At 68.1% G+C, this 24,291-nt stretch carries 28 protein-coding genes; 16 read left to right on the top strand and 12 right to left on the bottom strand.

Annotation, left to right across the window (positions count from 1 at the left end; translation table 11 throughout):
- The 3 genes from dnaG to LI334_RS03235 all read right to left on the bottom strand — a co-directional run bounded on the left by dnaG (position 1) and on the right by LI334_RS03235 (position 3,160).
- Entirely contained in the window at positions 1-1,326 is a 1,326-nt protein-coding gene (gene dnaG / locus LI334_RS03225; protein ID WP_227261736.1) for a DNA primase DnaG, read from the bottom strand.
- Positions 1,327-1,379: 53 nt separating this feature from the next.
- Positions 1,380-2,798 carry an MFS transporter gene (locus LI334_RS03230; RefSeq protein ID WP_227261737.1) on the bottom strand — a complete coding sequence of 473 codons (1,419 nt, stop codon included), beginning with the start codon at positions 2,796-2,798 and terminating at the stop codon, positions 1,380-1,382.
- An 83-nt stretch (positions 2,799-2,881) separates the two neighbouring features.
- A complete protein-coding gene (locus tag LI334_RS03235; protein WP_227261738.1) occupies positions 2,882-3,160 on the bottom strand; it encodes a MarR family winged helix-turn-helix transcriptional regulator in 279 nt (92 codons plus the stop codon).
- Between the two features lie 59 nt (positions 3,161-3,219).
- On the opposite strand from LI334_RS03235, the gene LI334_RS03240 reads away from it, so the two are divergent.
- A complete protein-coding gene (locus LI334_RS03240; protein ID WP_227261739.1) occupies positions 3,220-4,104 on the top strand; it encodes an HFX_2341 family transcriptional regulator in 885 nt (294 codons plus the stop codon).
- On the opposite strand, the gene LI334_RS03245 is transcribed toward LI334_RS03240, so the two are convergent.
- Complete coding sequence (locus tag LI334_RS03245; RefSeq protein WP_227261740.1) at positions 4,101-4,763, bottom strand: DUF1405 domain-containing protein; 663 nt, start codon at positions 4,761-4,763, stop codon at positions 4,101-4,103. The two genes, LI334_RS03240 and LI334_RS03245, sit on opposite strands and share 4 nt — an antisense overlap.
- Positions 4,764-4,894: 131 nt before the next feature.
- Between LI334_RS03245 and pdxS the strand changes: the two genes are divergently transcribed.
- On the top strand, positions 4,895-5,803 hold the full coding sequence (gene pdxS / locus LI334_RS03250; protein WP_227261741.1) for a pyridoxal 5'-phosphate synthase lyase subunit PdxS: 909 nt from the start codon (positions 4,895-4,897) through the stop codon (positions 5,801-5,803).
- On the opposite strand, the gene LI334_RS03255 is transcribed toward pdxS, so the two are convergent.
- Positions 5,804-6,679: a homoserine kinase gene (locus LI334_RS03255; protein ID WP_227261742.1), complete on the bottom strand. Its 876-nt coding sequence runs from the start codon at positions 6,677-6,679 to the stop codon at positions 5,804-5,806.
- 100 nt (positions 6,680-6,779) lie between these two features.
- On the opposite strand from LI334_RS03255, the gene LI334_RS03260 reads away from it, so the two are divergent.
- From LI334_RS03260 to LI334_RS03270, 3 genes are read left to right on the top strand one after another with little or no spacing between them, the layout of a single operon-like run.
- On the top strand, positions 6,780-8,093 hold the full coding sequence (locus LI334_RS03260) for an NAD(P)/FAD-dependent oxidoreductase (protein ID WP_227261743.1): 1,314 nt from the start codon (positions 6,780-6,782) through the stop codon (positions 8,091-8,093).
- A 48-nt stretch (positions 8,094-8,141) separates the two neighbouring features.
- Complete coding sequence (locus LI334_RS03265; RefSeq protein WP_227261744.1) at positions 8,142-8,717, top strand: TetR/AcrR family transcriptional regulator; 576 nt, start codon at positions 8,142-8,144, stop codon at positions 8,715-8,717.
- A gap of 40 nt (positions 8,718-8,757) precedes the next feature.
- On the top strand, positions 8,758-9,420 hold the full coding sequence (locus LI334_RS03270; RefSeq protein WP_227261745.1) for an MBL fold metallo-hydrolase: 663 nt from the start codon (positions 8,758-8,760) through the stop codon (positions 9,418-9,420).
- Here the strand turns inward: LI334_RS03270 and LI334_RS03275 are convergent.
- Positions 9,417-9,965, bottom strand: a complete 549-nt coding sequence (locus LI334_RS03275; protein WP_227261746.1) for a DUF6149 family protein — start codon at positions 9,963-9,965, stop codon at positions 9,417-9,419. The two genes, LI334_RS03270 and LI334_RS03275, sit on opposite strands and share 4 nt — an antisense overlap.
- A gap of 129 nt (positions 9,966-10,094) precedes the next feature.
- On the opposite strand from LI334_RS03275, the gene LI334_RS03280 reads away from it, so the two are divergent.
- The 3 genes from LI334_RS03280 (at position 10,095) to LI334_RS03290 (ending at position 12,131) form a co-directional block, all read left to right on the top strand.
- The gene (locus tag LI334_RS03280) at positions 10,095-11,333 is read left to right on the top strand and encodes an NAD(P)/FAD-dependent oxidoreductase (RefSeq protein WP_227261747.1); all 1,239 of its coding nucleotides are present in this window, start codon (positions 10,095-10,097) and stop codon (positions 11,331-11,333) included.
- Between the two features lie 128 nt (positions 11,334-11,461).
- Positions 11,462-11,668, top strand: a complete 207-nt coding sequence (locus LI334_RS03285; RefSeq protein ID WP_227261748.1) for a hypothetical protein — start codon at positions 11,462-11,464, stop codon at positions 11,666-11,668.
- 46 nt (positions 11,669-11,714) lie between these two features.
- Entirely contained in the window at positions 11,715-12,131 is a 417-nt protein-coding gene (locus LI334_RS03290) for a DUF7124 domain-containing protein (RefSeq protein ID WP_227262346.1), read from the top strand.
- Here the strand turns inward: LI334_RS03290 and LI334_RS03295 are convergent.
- On the bottom strand, positions 12,128-12,913 hold the full coding sequence (locus LI334_RS03295; RefSeq protein ID WP_227261749.1) for an ABC transporter permease subunit: 786 nt from the start codon (positions 12,911-12,913) through the stop codon (positions 12,128-12,130). The genes LI334_RS03290 and LI334_RS03295 overlap by 4 nt on opposite strands.
- Positions 12,906-13,802 carry an ABC transporter ATP-binding protein gene (locus LI334_RS03300; RefSeq protein ID WP_227261750.1) on the bottom strand — a complete coding sequence of 299 codons (897 nt, stop codon included), beginning with the start codon at positions 13,800-13,802 and terminating at the stop codon, positions 12,906-12,908. The genes LI334_RS03295 and LI334_RS03300 overlap by 8 nt, the downstream gene beginning before the upstream one ends.
- Before the next feature lie 87 nt (positions 13,803-13,889).
- Here LI334_RS03300 and LI334_RS03305 point away from each other — a divergent pair, with 87 nt between their 5' ends.
- Together LI334_RS03305 and carB are read left to right on the top strand one after the other, a co-directional pair.
- Positions 13,890-14,441 carry a DUF5815 family protein gene (locus LI334_RS03305; RefSeq protein WP_227261751.1) on the top strand — a complete coding sequence of 184 codons (552 nt, stop codon included), beginning with the start codon at positions 13,890-13,892 and terminating at the stop codon, positions 14,439-14,441.
- Positions 14,442-14,581: 140 nt separating this feature from the next.
- Positions 14,582-17,827 carry a carbamoyl-phosphate synthase large subunit gene (carB, locus tag LI334_RS03310; RefSeq protein ID WP_343749976.1) on the top strand — a complete coding sequence of 1,082 codons (3,246 nt, stop codon included), beginning with the start codon at positions 14,582-14,584 and terminating at the stop codon, positions 17,825-17,827.
- 27 nt (positions 17,828-17,854) lie between these two features.
- Here the strand turns inward: carB and LI334_RS03315 are convergent, their stop codons facing one another.
- Together LI334_RS03315 and carA are read right to left on the bottom strand one after the other, a co-directional pair.
- Entirely contained in the window at positions 17,855-18,130 is a 276-nt protein-coding gene (locus LI334_RS03315; RefSeq protein WP_227261753.1) for a hypothetical protein, read from the bottom strand.
- Between the two features lie 36 nt (positions 18,131-18,166).
- Positions 18,167-19,225: a glutamine-hydrolyzing carbamoyl-phosphate synthase small subunit gene (gene carA, locus LI334_RS03320; protein ID WP_227261754.1), complete on the bottom strand. Its 1,059-nt coding sequence runs from the start codon at positions 19,223-19,225 to the stop codon at positions 18,167-18,169.
- Between the two features lie 97 nt (positions 19,226-19,322).
- On the opposite strand from carA, the gene LI334_RS03325 reads away from it, so the two are divergent.
- From LI334_RS03325 to LI334_RS03340, 4 genes are read left to right on the top strand one after another with little or no spacing between them, the layout of a single operon-like run.
- Positions 19,323-19,736, top strand: coding sequence for an Lrp/AsnC family transcriptional regulator (locus tag LI334_RS03325; RefSeq protein ID WP_227261755.1), 414 nt, complete (start codon positions 19,323-19,325; stop codon positions 19,734-19,736).
- 41 nt (positions 19,737-19,777) lie between these two features.
- Positions 19,778-20,356: an isopentenyl-diphosphate Delta-isomerase gene (gene idi / locus LI334_RS03330; protein WP_227261756.1), complete on the top strand. Its 579-nt coding sequence runs from the start codon at positions 19,778-19,780 to the stop codon at positions 20,354-20,356.
- Between the two features lie 30 nt (positions 20,357-20,386).
- Positions 20,387-20,800 carry a desampylase gene (locus LI334_RS03335; protein WP_227261757.1) on the top strand — a complete coding sequence of 138 codons (414 nt, stop codon included), beginning with the start codon at positions 20,387-20,389 and terminating at the stop codon, positions 20,798-20,800.
- A 27-nt stretch (positions 20,801-20,827) separates the two neighbouring features.
- Positions 20,828-21,520: an SDR family NAD(P)-dependent oxidoreductase gene (locus LI334_RS03340; protein ID WP_227261758.1), complete on the top strand. Its 693-nt coding sequence runs from the start codon at positions 20,828-20,830 to the stop codon at positions 21,518-21,520.
- A 6-nt stretch (positions 21,521-21,526) separates the two neighbouring features.
- Here the strand turns inward: LI334_RS03340 and LI334_RS03345 are convergent, their stop codons facing one another.
- Both LI334_RS03345 and LI334_RS03350 read right to left on the bottom strand, forming a co-directional pair.
- The gene (locus LI334_RS03345; RefSeq protein WP_227261759.1) at positions 21,527-21,757 is read right to left on the bottom strand and encodes a hypothetical protein; all 231 of its coding nucleotides are present in this window, start codon (positions 21,755-21,757) and stop codon (positions 21,527-21,529) included.
- Complete coding sequence (locus tag LI334_RS03350; RefSeq protein ID WP_227261760.1) at positions 21,757-22,797, bottom strand: zinc-binding dehydrogenase; 1,041 nt, start codon at positions 22,795-22,797, stop codon at positions 21,757-21,759. The genes LI334_RS03345 and LI334_RS03350 overlap by 1 nt, the downstream gene beginning before the upstream one ends.
- A gap of 72 nt (positions 22,798-22,869) precedes the next feature.
- Here LI334_RS03350 and LI334_RS03355 point away from each other — a divergent pair, with 72 nt between their 5' ends.
- Positions 22,870-23,532, top strand: coding sequence for a MogA/MoaB family molybdenum cofactor biosynthesis protein (locus LI334_RS03355; RefSeq protein WP_227261761.1), 663 nt, complete (start codon positions 22,870-22,872; stop codon positions 23,530-23,532).
- Entirely contained in the window at positions 23,529-24,287 is a 759-nt protein-coding gene (locus tag LI334_RS03360) for a 5-formyltetrahydrofolate cyclo-ligase (protein ID WP_227261762.1), read from the top strand. Before LI334_RS03355 ends, LI334_RS03360 begins: the two co-directional genes overlap by 4 nt.
- Positions 24,288-24,291: the final 4 nt, after the last annotated feature.

The raw sequence follows: 24,291 nt of genomic DNA on the forward strand, positions 1-24,291 counted from the left end.
TCACTCCAGTTCAGAAATCGTGTGCACGCGCACGGCCGCCGGCTGTTTCACGTAGTCGCCGTGGTCCGTCCCGACGACCCGGCCGACGCCGCGTTGGGCCGCCACGTCCAGCACGCGCTGGGTCACCGCGCCGTCCAACACGACCAATGCCGGCACCGGGTCGGCGTCCACGAGCGCGTCGAACGCCTCGTCCGCCGCGACCGCCGCGAGTTCCGCGCGCTCGCCGTCGAAGAAGTACGCCTCCCCCGACCCCGCGACCTCGCTCGCGAGCTCCGCGAGCGACGCCGGCTCGACCGACCCCGACTCCGCCGAGTCGTCGTCCGCATCGTCGCCCGCCACCGATTCGCCGTCTCTCTCTGTGGGTTCCTCGACGACGCTGGCCGCGTCCGCGACGTTCGCGTCCGCTTCCGCCGCGTCGCGCGCGCCCGCGACGGCGTCTATCGCGGGTTCGGCGGGCGCGTCGGTCTGCGGTTCGTCTGGCGCGGGGACGGTTTCGGTGCTGCCGTCGGTCACCGCGGTGGGGGCGTCGGCGCTCGCGTACGGCGTCTTGTTCCGGAGCGCGGCGTCCACCTGCTCGCGCGCGAGGTCCTCGACGGACTCGCCGTCGGGCGCGCGGGCGACGTAGTCGATGTCCCCGACTTGTTCGAGTTCGCGGCGGATGAGGTCGCCGCCGCGGTCGCCGTCCAGGAAGACGGTCGTCGTGCGCTCCCGGGTGAGGTCGGCCACCGCGTCCGGGACGTTCGTGCCCTCGACCGCGATAGCGTTCTTCACGCCGTACCGGAGGAGGCGCTTCACGTCCGCGCGCCCCTCCACGACGACGACCGCGTCCGAGGACGCGACGTGCGGGCCCGCCGGCAAGCCCTCGTACTCCGTGATGTCGGCTTCCTTTGCGGACTCCCGAACCTCGTTCAGGAGTTCGTCGCTGTCGAGCACGCCGTCGTCGAACGCGGTCGCGAGCAGTTCCTTCGCGCGTTCTTTCACCTCTCGGCGTTTCGCCGCGCGCACGTCCTCGATGTCGCTCACGCGCACGCTCGCCCGGCAGGGCCCAATGCGTTCGACCGCCTCCAGCGCGGCGGCGAGCACGGCGGTCTCGACGCGATCCATGCTGGACGCGATGGTGATTGTGCCGGTGGAGCGACCCTCGGTGTGCTCGACGTTCACGTCGATGCGGCCGAGTTTCGACGAATTTTGGAGGTCGGGGATGTCGAGGCCGTCCCCCAGCAGGCCCTCGGTCTGTCCGAAGGCCGCGCCGACCACGTCGCTACGTTCGATGACGCCGTCGGCGGTGAACTCGGCGTGGATGAGGTATTTCGAGGTGTCTTCCATCGGCGGTGTCGGGGAAAAATTCGTGTCGGCGATGGAAATACCTGTCGTCGCCGCTAGGTCAGGGGTTCGCCCTTCGTCTCACGGCCGAACGCGAGGACGACGAGGCCGCCGAGCGCGAACGCGACGGCGAGCGGCGTGAGCGCGACGAGATACCCGATGTCCACGAGCGCGCCCGCGAGAATCGGGCCGATGACGGCCGCTATCTTCCCGACGCCGCCCGCGAATCCGTTCCCGGTCGCCCGGGCTTCCGTGGGGAAGAGTTCGGGCGTGTACGCGTAAATCGCGCCCCACGCGCCGAGCGTGAAGAAGGAGGACGCGAGGAGCGCGAGGAAAAAGGGCCAGAACCCGCTGATTCCGAGGCCGAATCCCGCGCCCGGCATCGCGCTCGCGAACACGAACGTGAACGCGCCGGACGCGAGCAGGTAGGTGCCGAGCGTGAGCTTCCGGCCGATTTTCTCGACGAGGTAGGCGGCGCTCGCGTACCCGGGGAACTGGACGAGCGCGATGAGGAGGAAGTAGACGTAGACGCCGCCGAACGTCAGGCCCGCGACTTCGAGCGCGGGGACGGTGCCGCTCGCGCCGAACGTCTGCGGGAGCCAGATGAACACGCCGTAGTACCCGAAGTTGATGGCGAACCAGGCCGCGGAAATCATCACGGTCTGCAGGCGGATGTCGGCCTCGAACAGCCGGCCGAACCCGGGGGAGTCCATCGGCGTCACGTCGTCCGCGTCGATGAGCTGGACGTCCTCGCCGTTCTCCTCGGCGATGGCGCGCAGGCGGTCGTTCGCGGCTTCCACGTCGCCCGTGCGTGCGAGGTAGTACGGCGTCTCCGCGAGCTGGGTGCGGATGACGAACACGAGGAGGCCGGGCACCGCGGACGCGACGAACAGGAGCCGCCAGCCCTCCACCGCGCCGAACACGGGGACGGAGACGGTGCCGCCCGAGGGGAGGAAGGCGAGGAAGAACCACGCGAGGCCGACGGCGAGGCCGTAGCCGAGCGGCCAGAACGCGTCGAGGTACACCAGGTACCTGCCGCGGCGGTTCGTGGGGAGGTGTTCGGAGAGGTAGGAGGTGTCCACGGCGAGCGCGCCGCCCAGGCCGACGCCGGTCAGGAAGCGGAGGGCGAACCCGCTGTAGAAGCCGACGGCGAGCGCGGTGAGACCGGCGAACACCGCGTAGGTGAGGACGGTCCACTGGAACGCCGGCTTCCGGCCGTACTGGTCGGCGAAGTACCCCCAGCCCCAGTTCCCGACGACCATACCCATGAGGCTCGCGGAGCCGAGGAAGCCCGCGGTGAGGCCGCTGAGGCTCCACGCGTCGAGGAGGACGGGGAGGGTGAAGCTGATGAGGATGACTTCCATGCCGTCGAACGCCCACGCCGTCCCGCAGATGGCGAGGAGCCGACGATGGAACGTGCCGACGGGAATCCTGTCTAACACCGTCGATACCGGAACGCTTCGTTGTTCGGACATTCGTGTACTCGGCACCGACGATTCAATACACCAAAAAGATTGCGCCTATTCGTTCGATTCCGAGTGTCGGAGACTATTTTTCTTCAATCGGCGAGCGTGTCGGTCATCCACTCGAACTGTTCGCGGAGCGCCGACTTCCCCGTCTCCGTGAGCGACACGCGCTCGTGCGCGCCGTCCGCCGACCGTTCCACCAACCCCTGCGATTCCAGGCCGTCGATAGCGCCGTGGAACGTCTTCGGCCGCACCCGGCTCTCGTACTGTTTCTCCAGCGCGCGCTTCACGCCGCTCACGGTCGGGTCGTCAAGACCGGCGATAGTGATGCAGACGTCCCGCCGCAACCCGGACTGCAACCATCGAGACATACCCGGGCGGTCGAGCGCCGACGAGTAGTCTTTTGCCGTTCACGACCCCACGACCGGGTATGCAGACGCACGTCATCCCGGTCGGGTTCGACTACGACCGGCTCATCGCGCCGCTCGTCCGCGACCGACTCGACGTCGATAGGGTGGTGCTCCTGGAGGGCGCGGTGGGGAGCGAGGCGAACGTCGAGTACTCCCAGCACCTCGCGGAGAAACTCGAACAGGACTTCGAGAACCTCCTCGGCGCGGAGACCGACCGAGTGTCGGTGAGCGACGTGTACGACTACGACGCCGCGTTCGCGCAGGCGTTCGACCTCATCGCCGAAGAACTCGACGCCGGCGGCGAGGTCTGGGTGAACATCGCCTCGATGCCGCGCACCGTCTCGTTCGCGTTCGCGACCGCCGCGCACTCGCTCGCCGTCGAACGCGAGGAAGACCGCTCGCGCATCCACACCTACTACACCGCACCCGAGAAGTACCTCGAAACCGAACTCGCGGAGGAACTCCGCAAGGAAATCGAGTTGCTCTCCGACCTCGCGGACGACGCCGACGACGACCGCATCACCGAGCGCGTGGAGAGCGCTCGCGCCCTCCTCGACGAGTTCGACGAACGCGGCACCACCATCGGCGCGAAGGAAATCGACGGCCGGCACGTCGTCGAAATCCCCGTCGCCTCGTTCTCGAACGTCAAGCCCTTCGAGGAACTCGTGCTGTTCACGCTCGGCGAGCACGGCGAGTTCGCGAGCGTCAGCGACCTCGCCGAAACCCTCGCGAGCGACTTGGGTGAGGAGTACACGGACTCCTTCCGCTCGAAAGTCATCTACAACGTCGATAGGCTCGGGCCGGGCGGGAAGGGCTACATCGAACAGGAACGCGAGGGGAAATCCCACCGCACCCGCTTATCGCGCATCGGCGAACTCTGGGTGCGCGCCCACGAGAACGACTAAGCCTTCAGTTTCTCCACTCGCGTCGCGAGCGCGAGGAACGTCGCGAGCAGGGTGAGGGTGACGGCGGCGACGGCGGCGAGGTCGTGCGCGCGGAGCGCGTGGTCGATACCGCCGGACACGTACTCCGCGCGGAGGGTCGTGTGGTGGAAGTCGCCGACGAGGGGGGCGAAGTAGTCCACCACGTCGTTGAACCAGTACCAGCCCGCGGCGACTGCGATTGCGGGCACCGAGAAGGACGCGTAGCGGTGGATGACGAAGGCTTCGACGGCCATCGCGGCGTGGCTGAGGACGAGGAACCAGTACATCGCCCACCAGAGGCCGCCCTGGCCGTTCACGACGAGCTGGACGAACGGCGTCCACAGCCCGAGTTTGATGCAGCCGAAGAAGGCGAGCGCGTGCAGCCACTCCGCGCCCCAGTCGAGGCGGTAGGCGGCGAGCGAGAGACCGATGAAGAGCGTCGCCACGGGGCTGTCGGGGACGACCGCCCACGCGACCACTGGCGTGGTTTCGAGCTGGAAGCGGTAGTACCAGAACCCGAACAGGGTGCCGACGAGGTTCACGAGCACGATGACCGGGAGCAGGCGGAACGCCAGGTCTTCGAGCCGGGCGGGGAGGGGCGCGACGTACCGGGGGAGGTCGTCGCGCGCCGGAATCGTCATACCGGGAAATTGACGGACTGCGTCAAAGCGTCTGCGGTCCCGGCGGCTCGACGCCGGCCGACCCCTCGTGGTCGCGGTAGTTCGTTCGGGCAACCAGACGCGTTAAGGTACTCCCGGCGGAACCCTCATACATGAGCGAGGAGACCGACATCGAGGAGTTGAAGCGCGGAACCGACCTGGTGAAGCGCGGGTTCGCGCGGATGCAGAAGGGCGGCGTCATCATGGACGTGGTGAACCGCGAGCAGGCGCGCATCGCGGAGGACGCCGGCGCGGTCGCGGTGATGCACCTCGAAGCCGTCCCCGCCGACATCCGAAAGCGCGGCGGCGTCGCGCGGATGGCCGACCCGAGCGGGATTCAGGAGGTCATCGACGAGGTCTCCATCCCCGTGATGGGGAAGGTACGCATCGGCCACCGGAAGGAAGCCGAAATCATGGAGGTCGCGGGCGCGGACATGATTGACGAGTCCGAGGTCTTGACGCCCGCGGACGACACGTACCACATCGACAAACGCGACTTCACCGCGCCGTTCGTCTGCGGCGCGCGAAACCTCGGCGAAGCCCTGCGACGCATCCACGAGGGCGCGGCGATGATTCGGACGAAGGGCGAAGCCGGTACCGGAGACGTGAACCAGGCCGTCCACCACCAGCGCACCATCAAGAGCGCGATTCGGAAGCTGGAGGGCATGAACTACGAGGAGCGCGAGATGTGGGCGCGCGAGCACGAAGCCCCGAACGACCTCGTGCACGAGACCGCCGAGATGGGGCGGCTCCCCGTCGTGAACTTCGCCGCGGGCGGCATCGCCACGCCCGCGGACGCCGCCTTGATGATGCACCACGAGTGCGACGGCATCTTCGTCGGCTCGGGTATCTTCGGCGCGGAAGACCCCGAGAAGATGGGGCGCGCCATCGTCGACGCCGTCAACAACTACGACGACCCCGAACGCCTCATGGAAATCGCCTCCGACATCGGGAGCGGCATGAAGGGCGAGGCGAACGTCGACCTCCCCGAGGAGGAGAAGCTGCAGGGCCGCGGGAACTAACTACAGTATTTCTGCGCCGGTGCCGACGCCGGACTGGTAGGCGCGGGCGTCCACGCCTTCCTCGTTGAAGCCGTCGATGAGCGCGGACGCGACCTCGCGCTGGCGGCCGGGGTAGCAGACGGCGAGGACGCTCGGGCCGGATCCGGAGATGGTCGCGCCGGTCGCGCCGGCTTTCTTGGCGTAATCGACGGCGCGCGCGTAGCCGTCGATGAGCGCGGCGCGCGCGGGGGTGACGACGTGTTCGCGCATCCCGCGGCCGACGAGCACGGGGTCGTCCTGCTGGAAGCCCGCGGTGAGCGTCGCGGCGCTCCCCACCGTATCGACGAGGTCTTCGATGGCGACGGAGTCGGGGACGACGCGGCGGGCGTCCCGGGTGGACACGACGATTTCGGGGAGGCAGGCGACGAGCGACACGTCCGTGGGGATGGACGTGACGCCGTCGTCGCGGACGATGGTGAACCCGCCGAGGATGGCGGGCGCGACGTTGTCCGCGTGCGCTTCTCCCGACACCGCGGCTTCGCCTTTCGCGGCGACGCGGACGAGTTCTTCCTTCGTGAGTCCGCAGTCGTGGAGTTCGTTCAGCGCGACGGCGGCGGCGGCGGCGCTCGCGGCGGACGACCCGAGCCCCGACGACGGCCGGACGCCCTTCTCGATGGTGATGTGGGCGGGGGCGTCGAGTTCGCGCGCGACCACGCCCGCCGTGTTCTTCGCGGGGTCGGTCGGAATGTACTCGCTCCCGTACCCCTCGATTTCGAGGGTCGTCGTCTCCGCGCGCTCGACGGTGACGTAGTCCGCGGGTCGGTCGAGCGCCACCCCGAACACGTCGAAGCCGCTCCCCAGATTCGCGCTCGTCGCGGGCGCCCGTACCGTAATCATGGCACGGAGTAGCGAGGGCGGGGGGAAAAGACTAGCGGGTATCGCGGCTCCGTCCGGCGTAACCGTAACCGTAAACCGCGGCGCTCGCGGAGCATGGGACATGATTGGCATCGTCGGCGGTGGTATCGCGGGGCTCGCGGCCGCCCGACGGCTCCAGGCGCACGGCGAGGACGTGCGCGTGTTCGAAGCCTCTGACGCGCTCGGCGGGCTCGCGGCGACCTACGACACCGCCGGCGACCCCATCGAGAAGTACTACCACCATCTCTCCGCGAGCGAGGAGACCATCGTCGACCTCATCGACGACCTCGGACTGAGCGAGAACCTCAACTGGCCCATCGGGAAGAACGCCTACTACATGGATGGCACCGTCCACCCGCTCGATAAGCCCTGGGAGATTCTCGCCTACCCCCACCTCAGCGTCTACGACACGTTCCGCCTCGCGATGCTCACGCTCGAAATCGACGTGCGCGGCGGCGTTCCCTCGTTCGACACCTACGAGAACCTGGAGGACTTCGAGGACGTCCCAATCAAGGAGTTCCTGCTCGAACACACGACGCGCGGCGTGTACGAGAACTTCTTCGAACCGCTCCTGAACGCGAAGTTCGGGAGTCGGAAGGAGGACGTGTCCGCGGCGTGGCTGCTCGGCCGAATCAAGTTCCGGGGCGAGCGCGACCTCCTGCGCGGGGAGCCGCTCGGCTACCTCGACGGCGGGTTCGGACAGTTGCTCGACCGCCTCGTCGCCGATGTCGGCCGGGAGAACATCGCGACGAACGCGCGCGTCACCGAGGTCTCGTTCGCGGACGGCGCGGTCGAATCCCTCTCCGTCGAGACCGACGGCGGGACGGAGACGCACGACGTGGACGACGTGGTGGTCGCGGCGATGCCGAACGTGCTCGAAGCCCTCACCGGCTACGAGTGCGACATCGAGTTCCAGGGTACCGTCTGCTCCGTGATTTCGATGGACGAGTCCCTGACGGACACGTACTGGCTGAACATCGGGGACGACGCGCCGTTCGGCGCGCTCATCGAGCACACGAACTTCATCCCGCAGTCGAACTACGGCGGCGAACACCTCCTCTACGTCCCGAAGTACATCCAGAGCCCCGAGGAGGCGGTCTGGCAGATGGACGACGACGAGGTCGAAGAGTTGTGGCTCTCCGGCATCGAAGACCTGTTCCCGTCCTTCGACCGCGAGTCCGTGAACTGGATTCGCACGAGCCGGAACCCGCGCACTGCGCCGGTGTACGAGCGCGGCTACCTCGACATGGTCGTCCCCTACGACCTCGCGGACGAGGTGGCCGACGGCGTCTACTACGCGGGCATGGCGAGTCGCGCCCAGTACCCGGAGCGAAGCCTCAACGGCGGTATCGTCGCCGGCTACGAGTGCGCGGAGCGAATCGCGGAGTCGCGGTAGCCGGATAATCGGTGGACTTTTCCCGCTCGCTGACTAACTGGTCAGTCAATGAGCGAGACGAAGGAGGAGATACTGCGGGCAACCTACCACGCGCTCTGCGAGCACGGCTTCGCCGACCTCACGATGCAGGCAATCGCCGACGAGGCCGGCGTCAGCAAGTCCCTCCTCCACTACCACTACGACACCAAACAAGACCTCATCACGTCCTTCCTCGGCGCGTTCACCGAGCGATTCGAGGACGAACTCGACTCCCTCGACGCCGACGACCCCGCCGAGCGCCTCGACATCATCCTCGACCGCCTCCTCTTCGGTCAGGACGACAGCGACCAGACCGACTTCGGGCGCGCGTTCCTCGAACTCCGCGCGCAAGCCCCCCACGAACCCGCGTACCGCGACCAGCTCGCGGCGAACGAGGAGTTCCTCCGCGGCGTCCTCGCCGACACCATCGCAGAGGGCATCGACCAGGGCGTCTTCCACGACGTCGACCCCGAACGCACCGCCCGCCTCATCCGCGCCACCGTGGACGGCGCGCGCTCCCAGCACGTCACGCTCGGCGACGACACCCGCGAAGTCGTCCGAGACGCCCTCGACGACCACGTCATCAGCGACCTCCGCGTCGAGTAGCGGCGCGAACACTCTTTTCGCTCGCGCCCCCACCACCGGTATGGTGCGCGAACTCGCGGACGGCGTCTGGCACATCGACCTCTCCGGCACGAACGCCTACCTCGTCGCCGACGACGCGCTCACGCTCGTCGATACGGGGATGCCGTGGCACGCCGACACTATCGCGACCGCCGTCGCGGACGCCGGATACGCCGTGAGCGATATCGACCGCGTCCTCCTCACGCACTACGACCTCGACCACGTCGGCGGCCTCCCACGACTCAAGGGCCTCGACGCCACCGTCTACGCGGGCGAACGCGACGCAGACCTCGTCACGGGCCGCGAGAAACCGAGCGTGTTCGACCAGAAGGGCGCGTTCCAGCGGCTCACCGGCCTCCTCACCGCGCCGCCGTCCGCGCGCGTCGAACCCGTCCGGGACGGCGACACTGTCGGGAGTTTCACCGCCTACCACACGCCCGGCCACACACCCGGACACGTCGCGTACGTCAGCGAACAACTGGGCGTCGCGTTCCTCGGCGACCTCGTCCGCGAATCCGGCGGCGACCTCGAACCCAGCCCGTGGTACCTCAGTCACGACACCGACGACGTGCGCGCGTCCATCCGCGACCTCGCAGACCGCGCCCCCGACTTCGACATCGCCTGCATCGGCCACGGCACGCCCCTCCTGGAGGGCGGCCGGGACGCGCTCCGCAGGCTCGCCTAAGCGTCGATTTCGTCCGTCCGGTCGCCCTTCTTCACGTCCCCGTCCGCCGTCTTCACGTACACGTCGTCGGCGTACCCCGCCTCCGCGTTCGCGAACTCGCCGTCGTCCAGTTTCTCCGGGGTCGCGGGCGCGTCCGGCAGGCCGTCCGCGGGCGCGAACTCTCCGAGCGGGTTCTCGACCGAGATGTCGTGCGCGTCGAAGAACTCGCGGTAGCGCTCGTAGTGCGCTTCGACCTCGTCCGCGGGGAACTCCATCATCTCCGTCCAGCCATGGGTGTAGAAGTCGAACGACCCGACGACGTGCGTGATTTCGCGGGCCTCGGCCTCCGCGTACCCCTCCTGGAGCGCGACCAGGTACATGTCGATGGTCGCGTCGAAGAACGCCTCCAGGCGCGCGCGGCGCTCTTCCGTGTGGTCGTCGTCCGCCTTCTCCAGGAACACGTCCACGTGGAGGTCGACGAGCCAGTCGTGCATCCGCTCCGAGACGACGGGGAGCGTGAGCGCTTGCTTCGTCGCGAAGTGCCGGACGTTCTGCGCAATCTTCATGTTCTCATAGTGGGGTCACGCCCACCTAAATCGCGGGGTTCCGGGCCGCGCACGCTCGTCTCCGGCAACCCGTGCCGGCACCGTAGGCGGATAGCAACCCACTTTAACCCCGAATACGACACTCTCGGTATGACCGAGTCGTACGTGATAATCGGGGACGGGATTTCGGGGAGTTCCGCCGCCGAGACACTCCGCGAGGAGGCTCCGGACGCCGACATCACCGTCGTCACGGACGAGGGAGAACCCCTCTACAATCGCATTCTCATCAAGGAGTTCGCGAAAGGGAAACTCCCGGAAGCACCGATTTCCATCCACGACGAGGACTGGTACGACGAGCGCGACATCGACCTGAAGCTGAACACGCTCGTCACGGGTCTCGACACGGACGCCCACGAGGTGTACACGCACGAGAGAGAGACCCTGGAGTACGACAAGCTCCTCGTCGCGACCGGCGGCACGCCCGCGCAGCTCCCCGTACCGGGGAGTGACGCGGATGGCGTCCACCACTTCTGGACGTTCCAGGACGCCCGCCGCATCCGCGAGGACGCCGAGGACGCCGACACCGGCGTGCTCGTCGGTGCAGGCCTCCTCGGTATCGACTTCGCCGCGATTTGCGCCGCGCAGGGCGTGGACGCCCACTACCTGATGCGCGGCGACCGCTGGTGGCGGTACGCGCTCAGCGAGGACGGCGCGGATATCATCCACGAGGCGCTCGACGAGAAGGGCGTGACGCCCGTCTTCGACTCCGGCGCGAGCGAGTTCATCACGGACGACGACGGGAACGTCGTCGAGACCGTGGACTCGAACGGCGAGCACTACGACTCCGAGTTCGCGGGCGTCGCCATCGGCCTCGATTTCAACGTGGAGTTCATCCAGGACGCCGGGTTCGACATCGAGACCGGCATCATCGTGGACGAGTACATGCGCACCGGCGTCGAGGACGTGTTCGCCGCGGGCGACATCACGGAGTTCTACGACGTGGTGCTCGAAGACCACGCGCAGAACGGCTCGTGGGGCTCCGCGAAACAGCAGGGGTCGGTCGCCGCGCAGGCGATGGTGGCCGACGACGTGGAGGACGACGTCGAGGAGTTCCGCTGGGTGTCCTCGTACTCCATCACGCACTTCGACTTCCCGTTCCTCTCCTTCGGCTTCCCCACGAGGGGTGACGACGAGTGCGAGCGCACGTACGACGACCAGGAGTGGCGGCGGCTCACGTTCAAGGACGGGAAGCTCATCGGCGGCGTCCTCATCGGCAACCTCGCGCCCCAGTCGAAGTACAAACAGCTCATCCGGGAGGAAGCCCAGGTCGCAGACCAGAAAGAGGTGCTCCTGGAGGAGAACTTCGACCTCGACGACCTCGACTTCTAGCGTACTTCCGTTTTCGCGGTCGCTCCGCCGGATTCCTTCGACTCTCTAGCCGTATCTTGCGACTACAGTAATCCTTATACGCTTGTGTGGTATACACTAGCACAGCCCGTGGTGGCTGGTGTATCAACATGAACCCGACAGTGCGACTCGAACGCGCGGACGCCGTCCCGCAGGACGCCCGCGTCCGCGACTTCGACGAACTCGACTCCGACGCACAGCACGCCCTCCCCGGTGCGGTCGACGGCGACCCCGTAACACTCGACGCCCCGACCGCGCTGGAGGACGGCGAAATCGTGAAGTACACCGGCTACTACCGCATCTCCGTCGCGGAGTGAAACGAAGGCGTTTTCCCCGCTCTCCCCCCACTTCTTCCCCATGAGCATGAGCGGCGGCAGCGGGGACATGACGCTCGCGTTCGAACTGTCCGCGCTCCAGGCACTCGCGAAGCCCGGAACGGCGTTCGCGGACGCCCGGCAGTGGACGGAGTACGTCGGCGTCGTGAGCGACGAACCGACGTACGTCGTCACGAACTTCACGCGCAAGCGCCGCATCCGCCAGGACTTCTTCAGCGGCCCGAAGGGCAAGGAGGAGAGCCTCGACTCCGTGAAAGACCAGTTCGACACCGAACGCCACGTGTTCGTCGGGACGAGCGACGAGGACGAGGCGCTCGCGTCCGAGGTCGGCTGGGAGTTCCTGCACGTCGAGGACGCCGCTGAGGCCGCGGGCTGGGAGCTCGCGGATGAGGACGACGAGGACGACGTGTTCGAGAGCGACGAACAGCGCGACGACTGGCCCTAGACGTCGCGCCGACGGAAGTACAGGACGCTCGCCGCCACGAGGACGAGAGTGGCGGCGAGCAGGATGGCGGCGGCGGGGAGGTCGTACGTGTTCTCGACGAGTATCGCGGTCGGGTCGAAGTACCGCATCGGCGCGAGCGCGCCGAGCCACGCGTAGTCGGTCGTCGTGACGACGGTTTCGAACAGGAACAACCCGAACACGGTCGCCATCGCGCCGCGCTGGGCGACGCTCGCCCGGCTCGCGGCGGCGCTGAACGCGAGGCCGACGGCGGCACAGCAGAGCAGGTAGGGGAGGGAGAGCAGGTGGACGGCGAGCAGGTCGGTGGCGGCGACCGGGTAGCCGATGGCGTGCGTCGCGAGCCACGTGACGGCGGCGACGACGGCGTTCACGAGCAGGATGCCCGGCACGAGCGCGAGGTAGTTCTCGGCGACGACGCGACCCCGGGAGACGGGGAGGGAGAGCAGGATGTCCATGCGTTCCGACTCCACGTCGCCCGCGAGGAGGCCGGCGGCGGCGTACGCGAGGTAGACGCCGAGCAGTATCACCCACGCGAAGTGGTAGAGTTCGGTCGCGAGGAAGCCCTCGATGGTGCCGAACGCGCGCAGGCCGAACGCCTCCACGAACACGGGCGGGAGCGCGTCCACGTACTCCGACACGTCGAACCCGCTCGCGATGGAGGGGTAGAACGCCGCGTACAGCACGCTGAACGCGGACATCCCGACGGAGAGCGCGAGCGCGCCCCGGACGCGCTTTCGCGCGCCGTACCGCGCGAGTTCAAGCATCGGTATCACCGTAGAACGTCAGGAACACGTCCTCCAGTGGCGCTTCCTCCACGTCGAGTTCGCGCAGGTCGTAGGCGTCGAACGCGTCCACGAGGGCGTTCACGTCGCCCGCGAACGTGAACGAGAACGCGGTCTCGTCGCCGTCCCGCCACCGCGACACGTCCGAGACGCCCGCCACGTCGAACGCGCCCGCGGGCGGGTCGCCCGCCACCCGCACCCGGACGTGCTTCCCGCTCCGGTCGAGCAGGTCGCGCACGTCCTCCACGGTGACGAGTTCGCCCTCGCGGAGCACGCCCACGCGGTCGCACACCCGCCTGACCTCGCTGAGGACGTGACTCGAAAACAGCATCGTCGTCCCGCGCTCGCGCTCGTCCCTGACGAACTCGTTGAACCGCTCCTGGAGCAGGGGGTCGAGACCCGCGGTGGGTTCGTCCATCACGACCACGTCCGGGTCGTGCATGAACGCCTGCACGAGCCCGAGCTTCTGGACGTTCCCCGTCGAGTACTCCCTGACTTCGCGCTCTACGGGCGGCGTGAACAGGTCGAGCAGTTCCGCCCTGCGCTCTCCGCCCTTGACGGACTCGTGGAGGTCGAGCACCTCCCGGCCCGTCGCCTGTTCGTCGAACCGCGGGTTCGACGGCAGGTAGCCGATTCGCTCCAGGGCGTCGAGGCGCTGGGACTCGACGGCCATGTCCCGGCCGAGCACGGACACCGTGCCCGCCGTCGGGGACTGCAGACCGAGGAGGGTGCGAATCGTCGTCGTCTTCCCCGCGCCGTTCGGCCCGAGGTACCCGAACACCTCCCCGGACTCGATGGCGAGAGAGAGGTCGGAGACGGCGGCGAGGTCGCCGTACCGCTTCGTCAGTCCGTCTATCTCGATGGCGGCCATACCCGGAACGACTCCGCACGCCCGGATGAAGGTTGTTCCGCGACGCCATGCGGAGGGCTTACCCGCGTTCGCGCGTCACACTCCTGTATGGCTGAACCCCGCGTACCGGACGACGACGGCGGCGATGGGGGCGGTGGCGGTGCGAGCGACGGCGTGGTCGAACTCCCCTGCGGGGAGCGCGTGGAGACGACGGCGTTCGACCTCGGGATGCGCGAGTACGACTGCCCGTGCGGCGAGTCGCACGCGGTCGTGATGGACATGCACCCGCCCGGGCGCTTCCTCCCGGAGTCCATCGTGGACATCCTCGAATCCGCGGTCGAACCCGCCGAGGACGACGCGTTCGAGGAGTTCGGCACCCCCCACCTGATGGGCGCGGTGATGGAGGACGTGCCCGAGGAGGTGGCGACGTACGACGCGAGCGGCGAGGGCGAGGTCGGGTACGCGCTCCTCTGGGTGTTCGACTTCGACTCCCGCACGCTCCACGAGTACGTCGTCGAACTCGTCGTCGAACTGATGGACCACGCCGTGAGCCACGCCGAGAACCCGGGCGCGCAGGGCGAGTTCGAGGACGCGATGACCGAGTTCGACGTGGGCGCGTTCGTCGAGGAGTACCGGGACGAACGGAACTGGGAGGCCTGACACGCGGACTTTTTTGGCGTCGGTAGCGGTCGCGTAGCGGTGCGTTCGCGACGCTCCCGGCGGCCTGGCCGCGCCCACCACGATTTTCGATTTTCGTAATTCAGTTTCGAGCCGCGTAGTTTTTCGTCGGACTTATTACGATGACCGAACTGGATTCGGGTAGTATGAGTGACGACCGGACCGTGCTCCTCATCGGGAGCGGCCCGATTCAGATCGGACAGGCGGCTGAGTTCGACTACTCCGGCGCGCAGGCGTGCCGCGCCCTCCAGGAGGAGGGAGCCCGAGTCGTCCTCGTGAACTCGAACCCCGCGACCATCATGACCGACCCCGAGATGGCGGACGCCGTCTACATCGAACCCATCACGACGGACGCCATCGCAGAGGTCATCGCGAAGGAGAACCCCGACGGCGTCATCGCCGGACTGGGCGGACAGACCGGCCTGAACGTCACGGCGGAACTCGCGGAGGAGGGCGTGCTCGACGAACACGACGTCGAAATCATGGGCACGCCGCTCGACACCATCTACGCGACGGAAGACCGCGACCTCTTCCGCCAGCGCATGCACGACCTCGGCCAGCCCGTGCCGAAGTCCACGACCATCAGCCTCGACGAGGGCGAATCCCTCCAGGCGCTGAGCGAGGACGACATCGCCGACCGCGTCGAGGACGCCGTCGAGCAGGTCGGCGGCCTCCCCGTCATCTCCCGCACCACGTACACGCTCGGCGGGAGCGGGTCCGGCGTCGTCCACGAGATGGAGGAACTCAAGCAGCGCGTGCGCAGCGGCCTCCGGCTCTCCCGGAACTCCGAGGTGCTCATCACGGAGTCCATCTCGGGCTGGGTGGAACTGGAGTACGAGGTGATGCGGGACGCCGGCGACTCCTGCATCATCATCTGCAACATGGAGAACATCGACCCGATGGGCATCCACACGGGCGAGAGCACCGTGGTGACGCCCAGTCAGGTCATCCCGGACGAGGGCCACCAGGAGATGCGGGACGCCGCCCTGGAGGTCATCCGCGACCTCGGCATCGAGGGCGGGTGTAACATCCAGTTCGCGTGGCACGACGACGGCACGCCCGGCGGCGAGTACAGGGTCGTCGAGGTGAACCCGCGCGTCTCCCGCTCCAGCGCGCTCGCGTCGAAGGCGACCGGGTATCCGATTGCGCGCGTCACCGCGAAGGTCGCGCTCGGCAAGCGCCTCCACGAGATTTCGAACGAAATCACGGGCCAGACCACGGCCGCGTTCGAACCCGCAATCGACTACGTGGTCACGAAGGTGCCGCGGTGGCCCAAGGACAAGTTCCCCGAGGTGGACTTCGAACTCGGCACCGCGATGAAGAGTACGGGCGAGGCGATGTCCATCGGTCGGACGTTCGAGGAGAGCCTCCTGAAGGCGTTGCGGAGTTCGGAGTACGACCCCGCCGTGGACTGGCCGGAGGTCTCGGACGACGAACTCGAAGTGGACTACCTGGAGCGCCCGACGCCCGACCGCCCGTACGCGATGTTCGAGGCGTTCGACCGCGGGTACACCGTCTCCGAGGTCGTGGAACTGACTGACATCGCGGAGTGGTACGTGGAGCGGTACGCGAACGTCGCGGACGCCGCCGCGGACGCGCAGAACGGCGACTTCACGAGCGCCGCGACCGCGGGCTTCACGAACCACGAAATCGAGGCGCTCGCGGGCGGCGAGTTCGCGGACGCGAACGAGTCCTGGCTCCCCGCCGAGGACGAGGACGCCGTGACGGACGGCGCGGGCGCGAGCATCGACAGCATCGAGGCGGACGTGCCCGGACGCACCTACAAGCAGGTGGATACGTGCGCGGGCGAGTTCGCCGCGCAGACGCCCTACTACTACTCCTCGCGCAAGCCCGAGTGGTTCAGCGGGCCGTTCGAGGGTGACGCGGCCGCGGGCGAACTCGTCGTGGACGACGACGAACGCAGCGTCGTCGTCGTGGGCGGCGGCCCCATCCGCATCGGCCAGGGCGTCGAGTTCGACTACTGCTCGGTGCACGCGGTGCGCGCGCTCCGCGAGGAGGGCATCGACGCGCACGTCGTGAACAACAACCCCGAAACCGTCTCCACCGACTACGACACCTCCGACGGATTGTTCTTCGAACCCATCACCGCCGAGGAGGTCGCGGACGTGGTGGAGGCGACGAACGCCGACGGCGTGATGGTGCAGTTCGGCGGCCAGACCTCCGTCAACATCGCCGACCCGCTCCAGGACGAAATCGACCGCCGCGGCCTGGACGCCGAAATCGTCGGAACGAGCGTGGACGCGATGGACCTCGCGGAGGACAGAGACCGGTTCAACGCGCTGATGGACGAGTACGGAATCAGCCAGCCGACCGGCGGGAGCGCCACCTCGAAAGCGGAGGCGCTCGATTTGGCGCACGACATCGGCTACCCGGTGCTCGTCCGGCCGTCCTACGTGCTCGGCGGGCGCGCGATGGACGTGGTGTACGACGACGACGACCTCATCGAGTACATCGAGGAAGCCGTCCGCGTCAGCCCCGAGAAACCGATTCTCGTGGACGAGTTCCTCGCGGACGCCGTCGAACTCGACGTGGACGCGGTCTCCGACGGCGACGACGTGCTCATCGGCGGCGTGATGGAGCACGTCGAGGAAGCCGGCGTGCACTCCGGCGACTCCTCCTGCGTGATTCCGCCCCGCAGTCTCGACGACGACACGCTCGCTCGCGTCCGCGAAGTCACCGAGGACATCGCGGACGCCCTCGACACCGTTGGCCTGCTGAACGTCCAGCTCGCCGTTCAGCACGGCGAAGTGTACGTCCTGGAGGCGAACCCGCGCTCCTCGCGCACCGTCCCGTTCGTCTCGAAGGCGACGGGCGTCCCCATCGCGAAACTCGCGGCGAAGGTGATGGCCGGCCAGACCCTCGACGACCTCGGCGTCGCGGAGGGCGTGCCCGAGCAGTACAGCGTGAAGGAGGTCGTCCTCCCCTTCGACCGCCTCGAAGGAAGCGACCCCCGCCTCGGCCCCGAGATGAAGAGTACGGGCGAAGTGATGGGCACCGCGCGCTCCTTCGGGAAGGCCTACGAGAAAGCGCAGTCCGCGGCCGGGAACACGCTCCCCGCCCCCGGCGCGACCGCCGTCGTTGACCTCGACCTCGACGGGTTCGAGGAGTACTACGAGGTCGCCGCGTTCGAGGACGTGACGGACGCGCTCCGCACGGGCGAAATCGACCTGCTCGTCACGGACGACCCCGACCACCTCCGCACCGCCGTCCGCGAGGACGTCCCCTACTTCTCCACCGTCGCGTCCGCCGCGGCCGCGCTGGAGGCGCTCGCGCACCGCGACGACGACCTCGACGTCCTCCCCGTCAGCGACCGCCCCATCACCCACACCGACTGGGGCGCGAACTGACACACCGGCTTCCGTCCACGTCGCCGGTTAGACTACCGCGAGCGTGAGCGCTCCGGCGAACACGAACCCGCCGAGTCCGTACCATGGTTCGCGGCGGAGCGTGCGCGCGCCCGCGGCCGTTCGGCCGCCGATATCGACGCCGAGCGCCAGCCCCACGAACAGGGCGGCGAGCGCGACGCCGACGCCCGGGAAGCCGTGTTGTTCGACGTACGCGGCGATAGCGCCGACGGCGACGCCGACGATTGCGGCGTGGACTTCCGTGTACGTGAGTCGGTTCCCCGACCCGACGGGTGTCGAACCCATACGTCCGATACGGGGACGCGTGAAAAGAAACCTCGGTCAGTCGGCGCTGACGGGCGTGCGGGACTCCGCGAGGTCGAGCACGTCGTCGAAGAAGCCGAGGGAGTCGTGGGGGCCGGGGTGGGCTTCGGGATGGTACTGGCGCGTGATGACGTCGAGTTCGTCGGATTCGAGGCCCTCGGGCGTGTCGTCGTTGACGTTCACCTGGGTCACGTCGAGGTCGCCGGGTTCCGCGACGGTGTAGCCGTGGTTCTGCGTGGTCATCACGACCTTGTCCGTCCGCAGGTCGCGCACGGGCTGGTTCACGCCCCGGTGGCCGAACGCCATCTTCTCAGTGCTCCCGCCGAGCGCGTTCGCGACGACCTGCTGGCCGAGACAGATACCCGCGAACGGGTACTCGCCGACGAGTTCCGCGACGAGGTGTTCGGCGGCCTCGAAGTTCTCCGGGTCGCCGGGGCCGTTCGAGACGAACACGATGTCCGGGTCGAGGTCGCGAACCTCCGCGGGCGTCGTGTCGTAGGGGAGGACGTGCACCTCGGCGTTCCGCGCGGTGAGCGAGTCCACGATAGAGCCCTTCGCGCCGCAGTCCACGAGCGCGACGGACGGCCCGCTTCCGGGGTGGTGTTCGGGGTCGGTGACGCTGACCTGCGCGCCGATGTCCGTGATGTCGGACATCCCCGGGCAGTCGGCGAGTTCCTCCTTCGCGGCCTCGGGTGTGGCGTCGGGGCCGGCGGCGATACCGACCTTCATCGCGCCGCCCTCGCGGATGTCGAGCACGAGGTCGCGGGTGTCCACGTGGTCGACGGCTGGCACGCCCTCGGCGGCGAGCCAGTCGGCCACGTCGTCGGTGAGTTCGCGCGCGACGACGGAACTCGGGTGGACGCGGTCGGACTCGAATCGCTCGGTTCGGACGCCGTAGTTCCCGATGAGCGGGTAGGCGAACGTGAGCACCTGTTCCTCGTAGGAGGGGTCGGTCAGGGACTCCTCGTAGCCCGTGTACGCGGTGGTGAACACGAGTTCACCCTGCGCGCGGCCCGGTGAGCGGGCGCGAGCTTCGACGACGTCCCCCGTTTCGAGCGCGAGGTATGCGTCCGGCATTACGAGATTCAAACGAACTAACCGCACTTAGTCCTTACCTTCGTAACTGAGTTACGAAATTCGTAACGCTATTGGGTTCGGGGGTGGTTCCACGCGTATGGACGACCTCGACCGGAAGATACTCGACATCCTCCGACGGGACGCCCGCACGCCCTACACGGAGATAGCGAGCACGCTCGACGTGAGCGAGGGAACGGTCAGGAACCGCGTCGACCGCCTCCGCGACGACGGCGTCATCGAACGCTTCACGGTCGCCACCCGAACCGGGAACGTCAAGGCGATGATAGAGGTGTCGGTCGCGATGGACGTGGACACGCACTCCGTCGGCGACCGCATGACCGACTGGGACGAGGTGGACTTCGTCTGGCAGGTCTCCGGCGAACTCGACATCGTGCTCGTCGTGGACGCCGCCGACACCACGCGCGTGAACGAACTCATCACGAAAGCCCGCGAACAGGAGGAGGTCGTGGAGACGAAGACGCGCCTGATACTGGACGAGAAACTCGGCTGAACATCCGAAGTTCTATTCCCGTTCCTCTCTCTCCTATGGGTATGAGCGACACGGAGACGGGAGCGGACGTACGCACGCCCGAGGAAGTCGAGAACGCAGAACAGGACGTCGTCACCGTCACGCCCGACGACGAACGAACCGGCCTCGCGAACCGCCTCGACGCCCACACCGGCGACGGCATCCGCCACCGCGCCTTCACCTGCCTCCTCTTCGACGAACAGGGACGAATCCTCCTCGCGCAGCGCGCCGCCCGCAAACGCCTCTGGGACACGTGCTGGGACGGCACCGTCGCCTCCCATCCCGTCGAGGGACAGTCCCAGAAGGAAGCCACGCGCGAACGCCTCGAAGAGGAACTCGGGATTTCGCCCGACCAGTACGACGACCTCGAAGTCACGGACAGGTTCGAGTACAAGCGCTACTACATGAACGACGGCGTCGAGTGGGAGGTCTGCGCCGTCCTCCAGGCGACGCTCACCGACACCAGCATCGACCCCGACCCCGACGAGGTCGGCGGCGTCCTCTGGGCTGACTACGAAGACCTCCACGAGAACCCCCGGCACTACCGCCAGCTCGACCTCTGCCCCTGGTTCGAAATCGCGATGCGCCGCGACTTCGAGTAGGCTTTTCCCGATAGCGACCCTATCGAACCCATGCTCGCCCTCGCCGGCGGCGTCTACGACGACGTGCTCGCGCACGCCCGCGAGGACGCCCCACGCGAGGCCTGCGGTATTCTCGTCGGCACGACCGAGGCGGAGACGGCGACCGCGACGGTCGCGCACCGCGTGCGGAACGTCGCCGACGCCCCCCGGGTCGCGTACGAGATGGACGCCACCGAACAGCTCCGGGTGTTCGAGACGGCGGCCGACCACGGCCGCGAAGTCGTCGGGTTCTACCACTCGCATCCCGCGGGCCCCGCCGCGATGAGCGACCGCGACCGCGAGACGGCCGCGTGGCCCGGGTATCGCTACCTCCTCGTGTCGCTCGCCGGCCGCCCGCCGTTCGTCGGCGCGTGGACGTGGACGGGCGACGACTTCGAGCGCGAGACCGTCACAGTCCAAAACTGAGTAGTGTCCGCCCCTCCCTCCTCCCGTATGGTCGATACGTACGACGACCTCTCGGGACAGGTCGCGCTCGTCACCGGCGCGAACCGCGGACTCGGCGCGGAAATCGCACGCCGGCTCGCGGAGAACGGCGCGACCGTCTACGCCGGCTCCCGGAGCTCGCAGAACGAGACGCCGGAAAACACCGAACGCGTCCTCCTCGACGTGACCCAGGAGGGCGACATCGAGGCCGCCGTGGACGGCATCTTCTCCGAGGTCGGTCGCCTCGACATCCTCGTGAACAACGCGGGCGTCGGCGAGTTCGGGAACGACATCGTCGCGGAACCGACGACCGAAATCGACCGCACGCTCGCGGTGAACCTCCGCGGGCCGATGGTGCTCTGCAAGCACGCCGTCCCGCTCCTCATCCAGAACGACGGCGGGCGCGTCGTCAACATCTCCTCCGGCATGGCCGGCCTGCACAACATGGACGGCTCCAGTCCCGCCTACCGAATCTCCAAAACTGGCCTGAACGGCCTCACCACGTACCTGCACGGCGAGTACAACGAGAACGGCCTGCTCGCGAACTCCGTCTGTCCCGGCTACGTCAAGACGGACATGGGCGGCGAGGACGCCGACCGCTCCGTCGAGAAGGGCGCGGAGACGCCGGTGTGGCTCGCGTCGCTCGAACCCGACGGCCCCTCGGGCGCGTTCTGGCGGGACAAGGAACGCATCGACTGGTAGGCCGCGCTAGCGCCGCACCGCCGTCCAGACGCCCACGAGGGCGAACAGCACCGCGGGAATCATCGGGAGCGCGACGAGCGTGTCCATCCAAGTCAGTCCGAGCGGGCTGAGCGTCCCGCCGAGCAGTATCAGCGCCGGTATGACGAGCAGGGAGACGACGAGCACCGCGATTATCGCCCACGACTGCCGATCCGTGAGCGGTTGTTCGGCCTGCGCCTCCTGTGGTTCGTGCGCCATCAGTATTCGCTATCGGGTTTTACCACCACCTTCCCAAAGCCTTCGCGGTTCTCCAGCAGTTCGTGCGCGCGCGCCGTCTCGCTCATCGGCAGTACCTCGCGGATGCGCGGCTCGAACGTCCCGTCCCAGACGTGCTGGAGCGCGTCGTCCGCCTCGCCGAGCGTCGCCATCGTCGAGCCGATGACCTTCAGTTGGTTCCAGAAGATGCGGTTGATGTCCGTCTCCGGCCGTCCGCCGGTCGTCGCGCCGCAGGTGACGACGCGGCCGCCCTTCGCGAGCGACTTCAGGCTGTCCTGCCACGTCGCCGCCCCGATGTGGTCTACGACGACGTCCACGCCGCGCTTGCCCGTCAGCTCTCGAATCCGGCTCGCGAAGTCGTTCGCCTCGTAGTCGATGGTGTAGTCCGCGCCGAGTTCCTCCGCGTAGTCGAGTTTCTCCTCGGACGAAGCGGTGGCGTACACCTCCGCACCCGCGTGCTTCGCCACCTGCACGGCCGCGTGCCCGACGCCGCCGCTCGCGCCGAGCACGAGCACTTTCTCGCCCGGACTGACCTCGCCGCGCGTGAGCAGCATCCGCCACGCCGTCTGGAACACGAGCGGCGCGGCCGCCGCCGTCTCCCAGTCCACGTGCTCCGGCACGGGAACGAGGTTCTCCTCGGGAACGACGGTCTGCTCGGAGTGGACGCCGCGGACGTGCTCGCCGATGATGTGGAACGACGAACACAGCGAGTGCTCGCCGTTCCGACAGAACTCGCACTCCCCGCAACTCACGCCCGAGAGCAGGGCGACCCGGTCGCCCTCCGAAAACCGGGACACGTCCTCGCCGACTTCGGCGACGACGCCCGCGCAGTCGCTTCCCGGGATGTGGGGCATCTCCAGGTCGAGCCCCGGCATCCCCTTTCGCGTCCAGATGTCGAGATGGTTCAGCGCGCCCGCCTTCACGTCCACCACGACCTCGCCCCGGCCGGCCTCCGGGTCGGGGAACTCGCCGTACTCGATGACGTCCCTGCCGCCGTGCTCCGCGAACTGAACTGCCTTCATGCGTCGGGATTTCACGTCCTCGCATCAAAACTCTATGGCACGTATTATGCCGCGCCCGCCCTCACGGCCCGTATGGTCGACTTCCAGTCCCGCGACACCCGCCGCGACACCGACGACGACGCCGACCCGGCGGACGCGGCGGACGACGACGGCGAACAGGCCGACCACGGACACACGCCCGACGACCACCACACTCACGAGAACGAGCACGACGACCACGACGACCACAGCCACCACGACGCCGACGTCGCCTCGCTCGGCGTCGGCGTGGTGACGGTGTCCTCCTCTCGGAGTCTGGACGACGACCCGAGCGGGGACGCCATCGCGGCGGCGTTCGAGCGCGAAGGCCACGCGGTCGCCACCCGCGAACTGGTGCGGGACGACTACGACCGCGTGCAGGCGGTCGTGAACCGGCTCGTCGGCCGGGACGACGTGAACACGGTCGTCACGACGGGCGGGACGGGCGTCACGCCGGACGACCAGACCGTCGAGGCGGTGCGGCCGCTCCTCGAAAAACGCCTCCCCGGGTTCGGCGAACTGTTCCGCCGGCTCTCCTACGACGACATCGGCACGCGCGTCGTCGGGACGCGCGCGCTCGCCGGCATCGCGGACGGCGTCCCCGTCTTCTGTCTCCCTGGGAGCGAGAACGCCGCGACGCTCGGCGCGGAGGACATCATCGTCCCCGAAGCTCCCCACCTCGCCGGGCTCTCCCAGTACGCGGAGGACGAGGCGTGACGGACAAGGAGACGATTCGGGAGCGCGTCTGGGACGCGCTCGACGAGTCGGGCGTGGCGCGCTTCCCGTTCCCGCCGCACGGCCGCATCCCGAACTTCGCGGGCGCGGCGACCGCCGCCGACCGCCTCGCCGACACGGACGCCTGGCAGTCGGCGGACGTGGTGAAGGCGAACCCGGACGCGCCCCAGCTTCCGGTTCGGCGGCGCGCGCTCCGCGACGGCAAAACCGTCTACATGGCCGTTCCCCGGCTCAGGGACGAGGAGTGCTTCCTCGAACTCGACCCCGACGCCATCGACCCCGAGAACTACGACAGCGCGCCCGCGCTCTCGAATGTGGACGAGTACGCTACTCAGGTCGGGCCGGACGCCGTCCCGCGAATCGACCTCGTCGTGTCCGGGAGCGTCGCGGTCACCGAGGACGGCGCGCGCATCGGGAAGGGCGAGGGGTACAGCGACCTCGAATACGCGATACTCCGCGACCTCGGACTGGTGGCGGCCCGCGGGAGCGACCGAACGGCGAACGGTGAGACCGCGGGCACGACGGTCGCGACGACGGTGCACGAACGCCAGATAGTCGAGGACGCGACGCCGGACGACCACGACGTGCCGATGGATCTGGTGGTCACACCCGAACGAACCATCGAGACGGAGACGCCGTACGAGCGTCCCGAGGGCGTGGACTGGAGCGCGCTGAGCGAGGAGCGAATCGCGGAAATACCGGTGTTGGAGCGCCTGCGGCCGGACGAGACTTTATAGGTCG

The sequence above is a fragment of the Salarchaeum japonicum genome (assembly GCF_020614395.1).
In the GTDB taxonomy this organism is placed as follows: domain Archaea; phylum Halobacteriota; class Halobacteria; order Halobacteriales; family Halobacteriaceae; genus Salarchaeum; species Salarchaeum japonicum.

Bases quoted from the DNA above. Each gene is read 5' to 3' on its own strand.
- LI334_RS03245 (WP_227261740.1), bottom strand. From the start codon at position 4,763: ATGACGATTCCGGCGCGCGACGACCTCCCCCGGTACGTCGCGCCCCTC.
- LI334_RS03240 (WP_227261739.1), top strand. From the start codon at position 3,220: ATGCAGACGCACGTCATCCCGGTCGGGTTCGACTACGACCGGCTCATC.
- carB (WP_343749976.1), top strand. From the start codon at position 14,582: ATGACCGAACTGGATTCGGGTAGTATGAGTGACGACCGGACCGTGCTC.
- LI334_RS03295 (WP_227261749.1), bottom strand. From the start codon at position 12,913: ATGCTTGAACTCGCGCGGTACGGCGCGCGAAAGCGCGTCCGGGGCGCG.
- LI334_RS03350 (WP_227261760.1), bottom strand. From the start codon at position 22,797: ATGAAGGCAGTTCAGTTCGCGGAGCACGGCGGCAGGGACGTCATCGAG.
- dnaG (WP_227261736.1), bottom strand. From the start codon at position 1,326: ATGGAAGACACCTCGAAATACCTCATCCACGCCGAGTTCACCGCCGAC.
- LI334_RS03270 (WP_227261745.1), top strand. From the start codon at position 8,758: ATGGTGCGCGAACTCGCGGACGGCGTCTGGCACATCGACCTCTCCGGC.
- LI334_RS03305 (WP_227261751.1), top strand. From the start codon at position 13,890: ATGGCTGAACCCCGCGTACCGGACGACGACGGCGGCGATGGGGGCGGT.
- idi (WP_227261756.1), top strand. From the start codon at position 19,778: ATGAGCGACACGGAGACGGGAGCGGACGTACGCACGCCCGAGGAAGTC.
- LI334_RS03345 (WP_227261759.1), bottom strand. From the start codon at position 21,757: ATGGCGCACGAACCACAGGAGGCGCAGGCCGAACAACCGCTCACGGAT.
- carA (WP_227261754.1), bottom strand. From the start codon at position 19,225: ATGCCGGACGCATACCTCGCGCTCGAAACGGGGGACGTCGTCGAAGCT.
- LI334_RS03300 (WP_227261750.1), bottom strand. From the start codon at position 13,802: ATGGCCGCCATCGAGATAGACGGACTGACGAAGCGGTACGGCGACCTC.
- LI334_RS03255 (WP_227261742.1), bottom strand. From the start codon at position 6,679: ATGATTACGGTACGGGCGCCCGCGACGAGCGCGAATCTGGGGAGCGGC.
- LI334_RS03355 (WP_227261761.1), top strand. From the start codon at position 22,870: ATGGTCGACTTCCAGTCCCGCGACACCCGCCGCGACACCGACGACGAC.
- LI334_RS03235 (WP_227261738.1), bottom strand. From the start codon at position 3,160: ATGTCTCGATGGTTGCAGTCCGGGTTGCGGCGGGACGTCTGCATCACT.
- LI334_RS03275 (WP_227261746.1), bottom strand. From the start codon at position 9,965: ATGAAGATTGCGCAGAACGTCCGGCACTTCGCGACGAAGCAAGCGCTC.
- pdxS (WP_227261741.1), top strand. From the start codon at position 4,895: ATGAGCGAGGAGACCGACATCGAGGAGTTGAAGCGCGGAACCGACCTG.
- LI334_RS03335 (WP_227261757.1), top strand. From the start codon at position 20,387: ATGCTCGCCCTCGCCGGCGGCGTCTACGACGACGTGCTCGCGCACGCC.
- LI334_RS03315 (WP_227261753.1), bottom strand. From the start codon at position 18,130: ATGGGTTCGACACCCGTCGGGTCGGGGAACCGACTCACGTACACGGAA.
- LI334_RS03230 (WP_227261737.1), bottom strand. From the start codon at position 2,798: ATGTCCGAACAACGAAGCGTTCCGGTATCGACGGTGTTAGACAGGATT.
- LI334_RS03260 (WP_227261743.1), top strand. From the start codon at position 6,780: ATGATTGGCATCGTCGGCGGTGGTATCGCGGGGCTCGCGGCCGCCCGA.
- LI334_RS03285 (WP_227261748.1), top strand. From the start codon at position 11,462: ATGAACCCGACAGTGCGACTCGAACGCGCGGACGCCGTCCCGCAGGAC.
- LI334_RS03325 (WP_227261755.1), top strand. From the start codon at position 19,323: ATGGACGACCTCGACCGGAAGATACTCGACATCCTCCGACGGGACGCC.
- LI334_RS03290 (WP_227262346.1), top strand. From the start codon at position 11,715: ATGAGCGGCGGCAGCGGGGACATGACGCTCGCGTTCGAACTGTCCGCG.
- LI334_RS03265 (WP_227261744.1), top strand. From the start codon at position 8,142: ATGAGCGAGACGAAGGAGGAGATACTGCGGGCAACCTACCACGCGCTC.
- LI334_RS03280 (WP_227261747.1), top strand. From the start codon at position 10,095: ATGACCGAGTCGTACGTGATAATCGGGGACGGGATTTCGGGGAGTTCC.
- LI334_RS03340 (WP_227261758.1), top strand. From the start codon at position 20,828: ATGGTCGATACGTACGACGACCTCTCGGGACAGGTCGCGCTCGTCACC.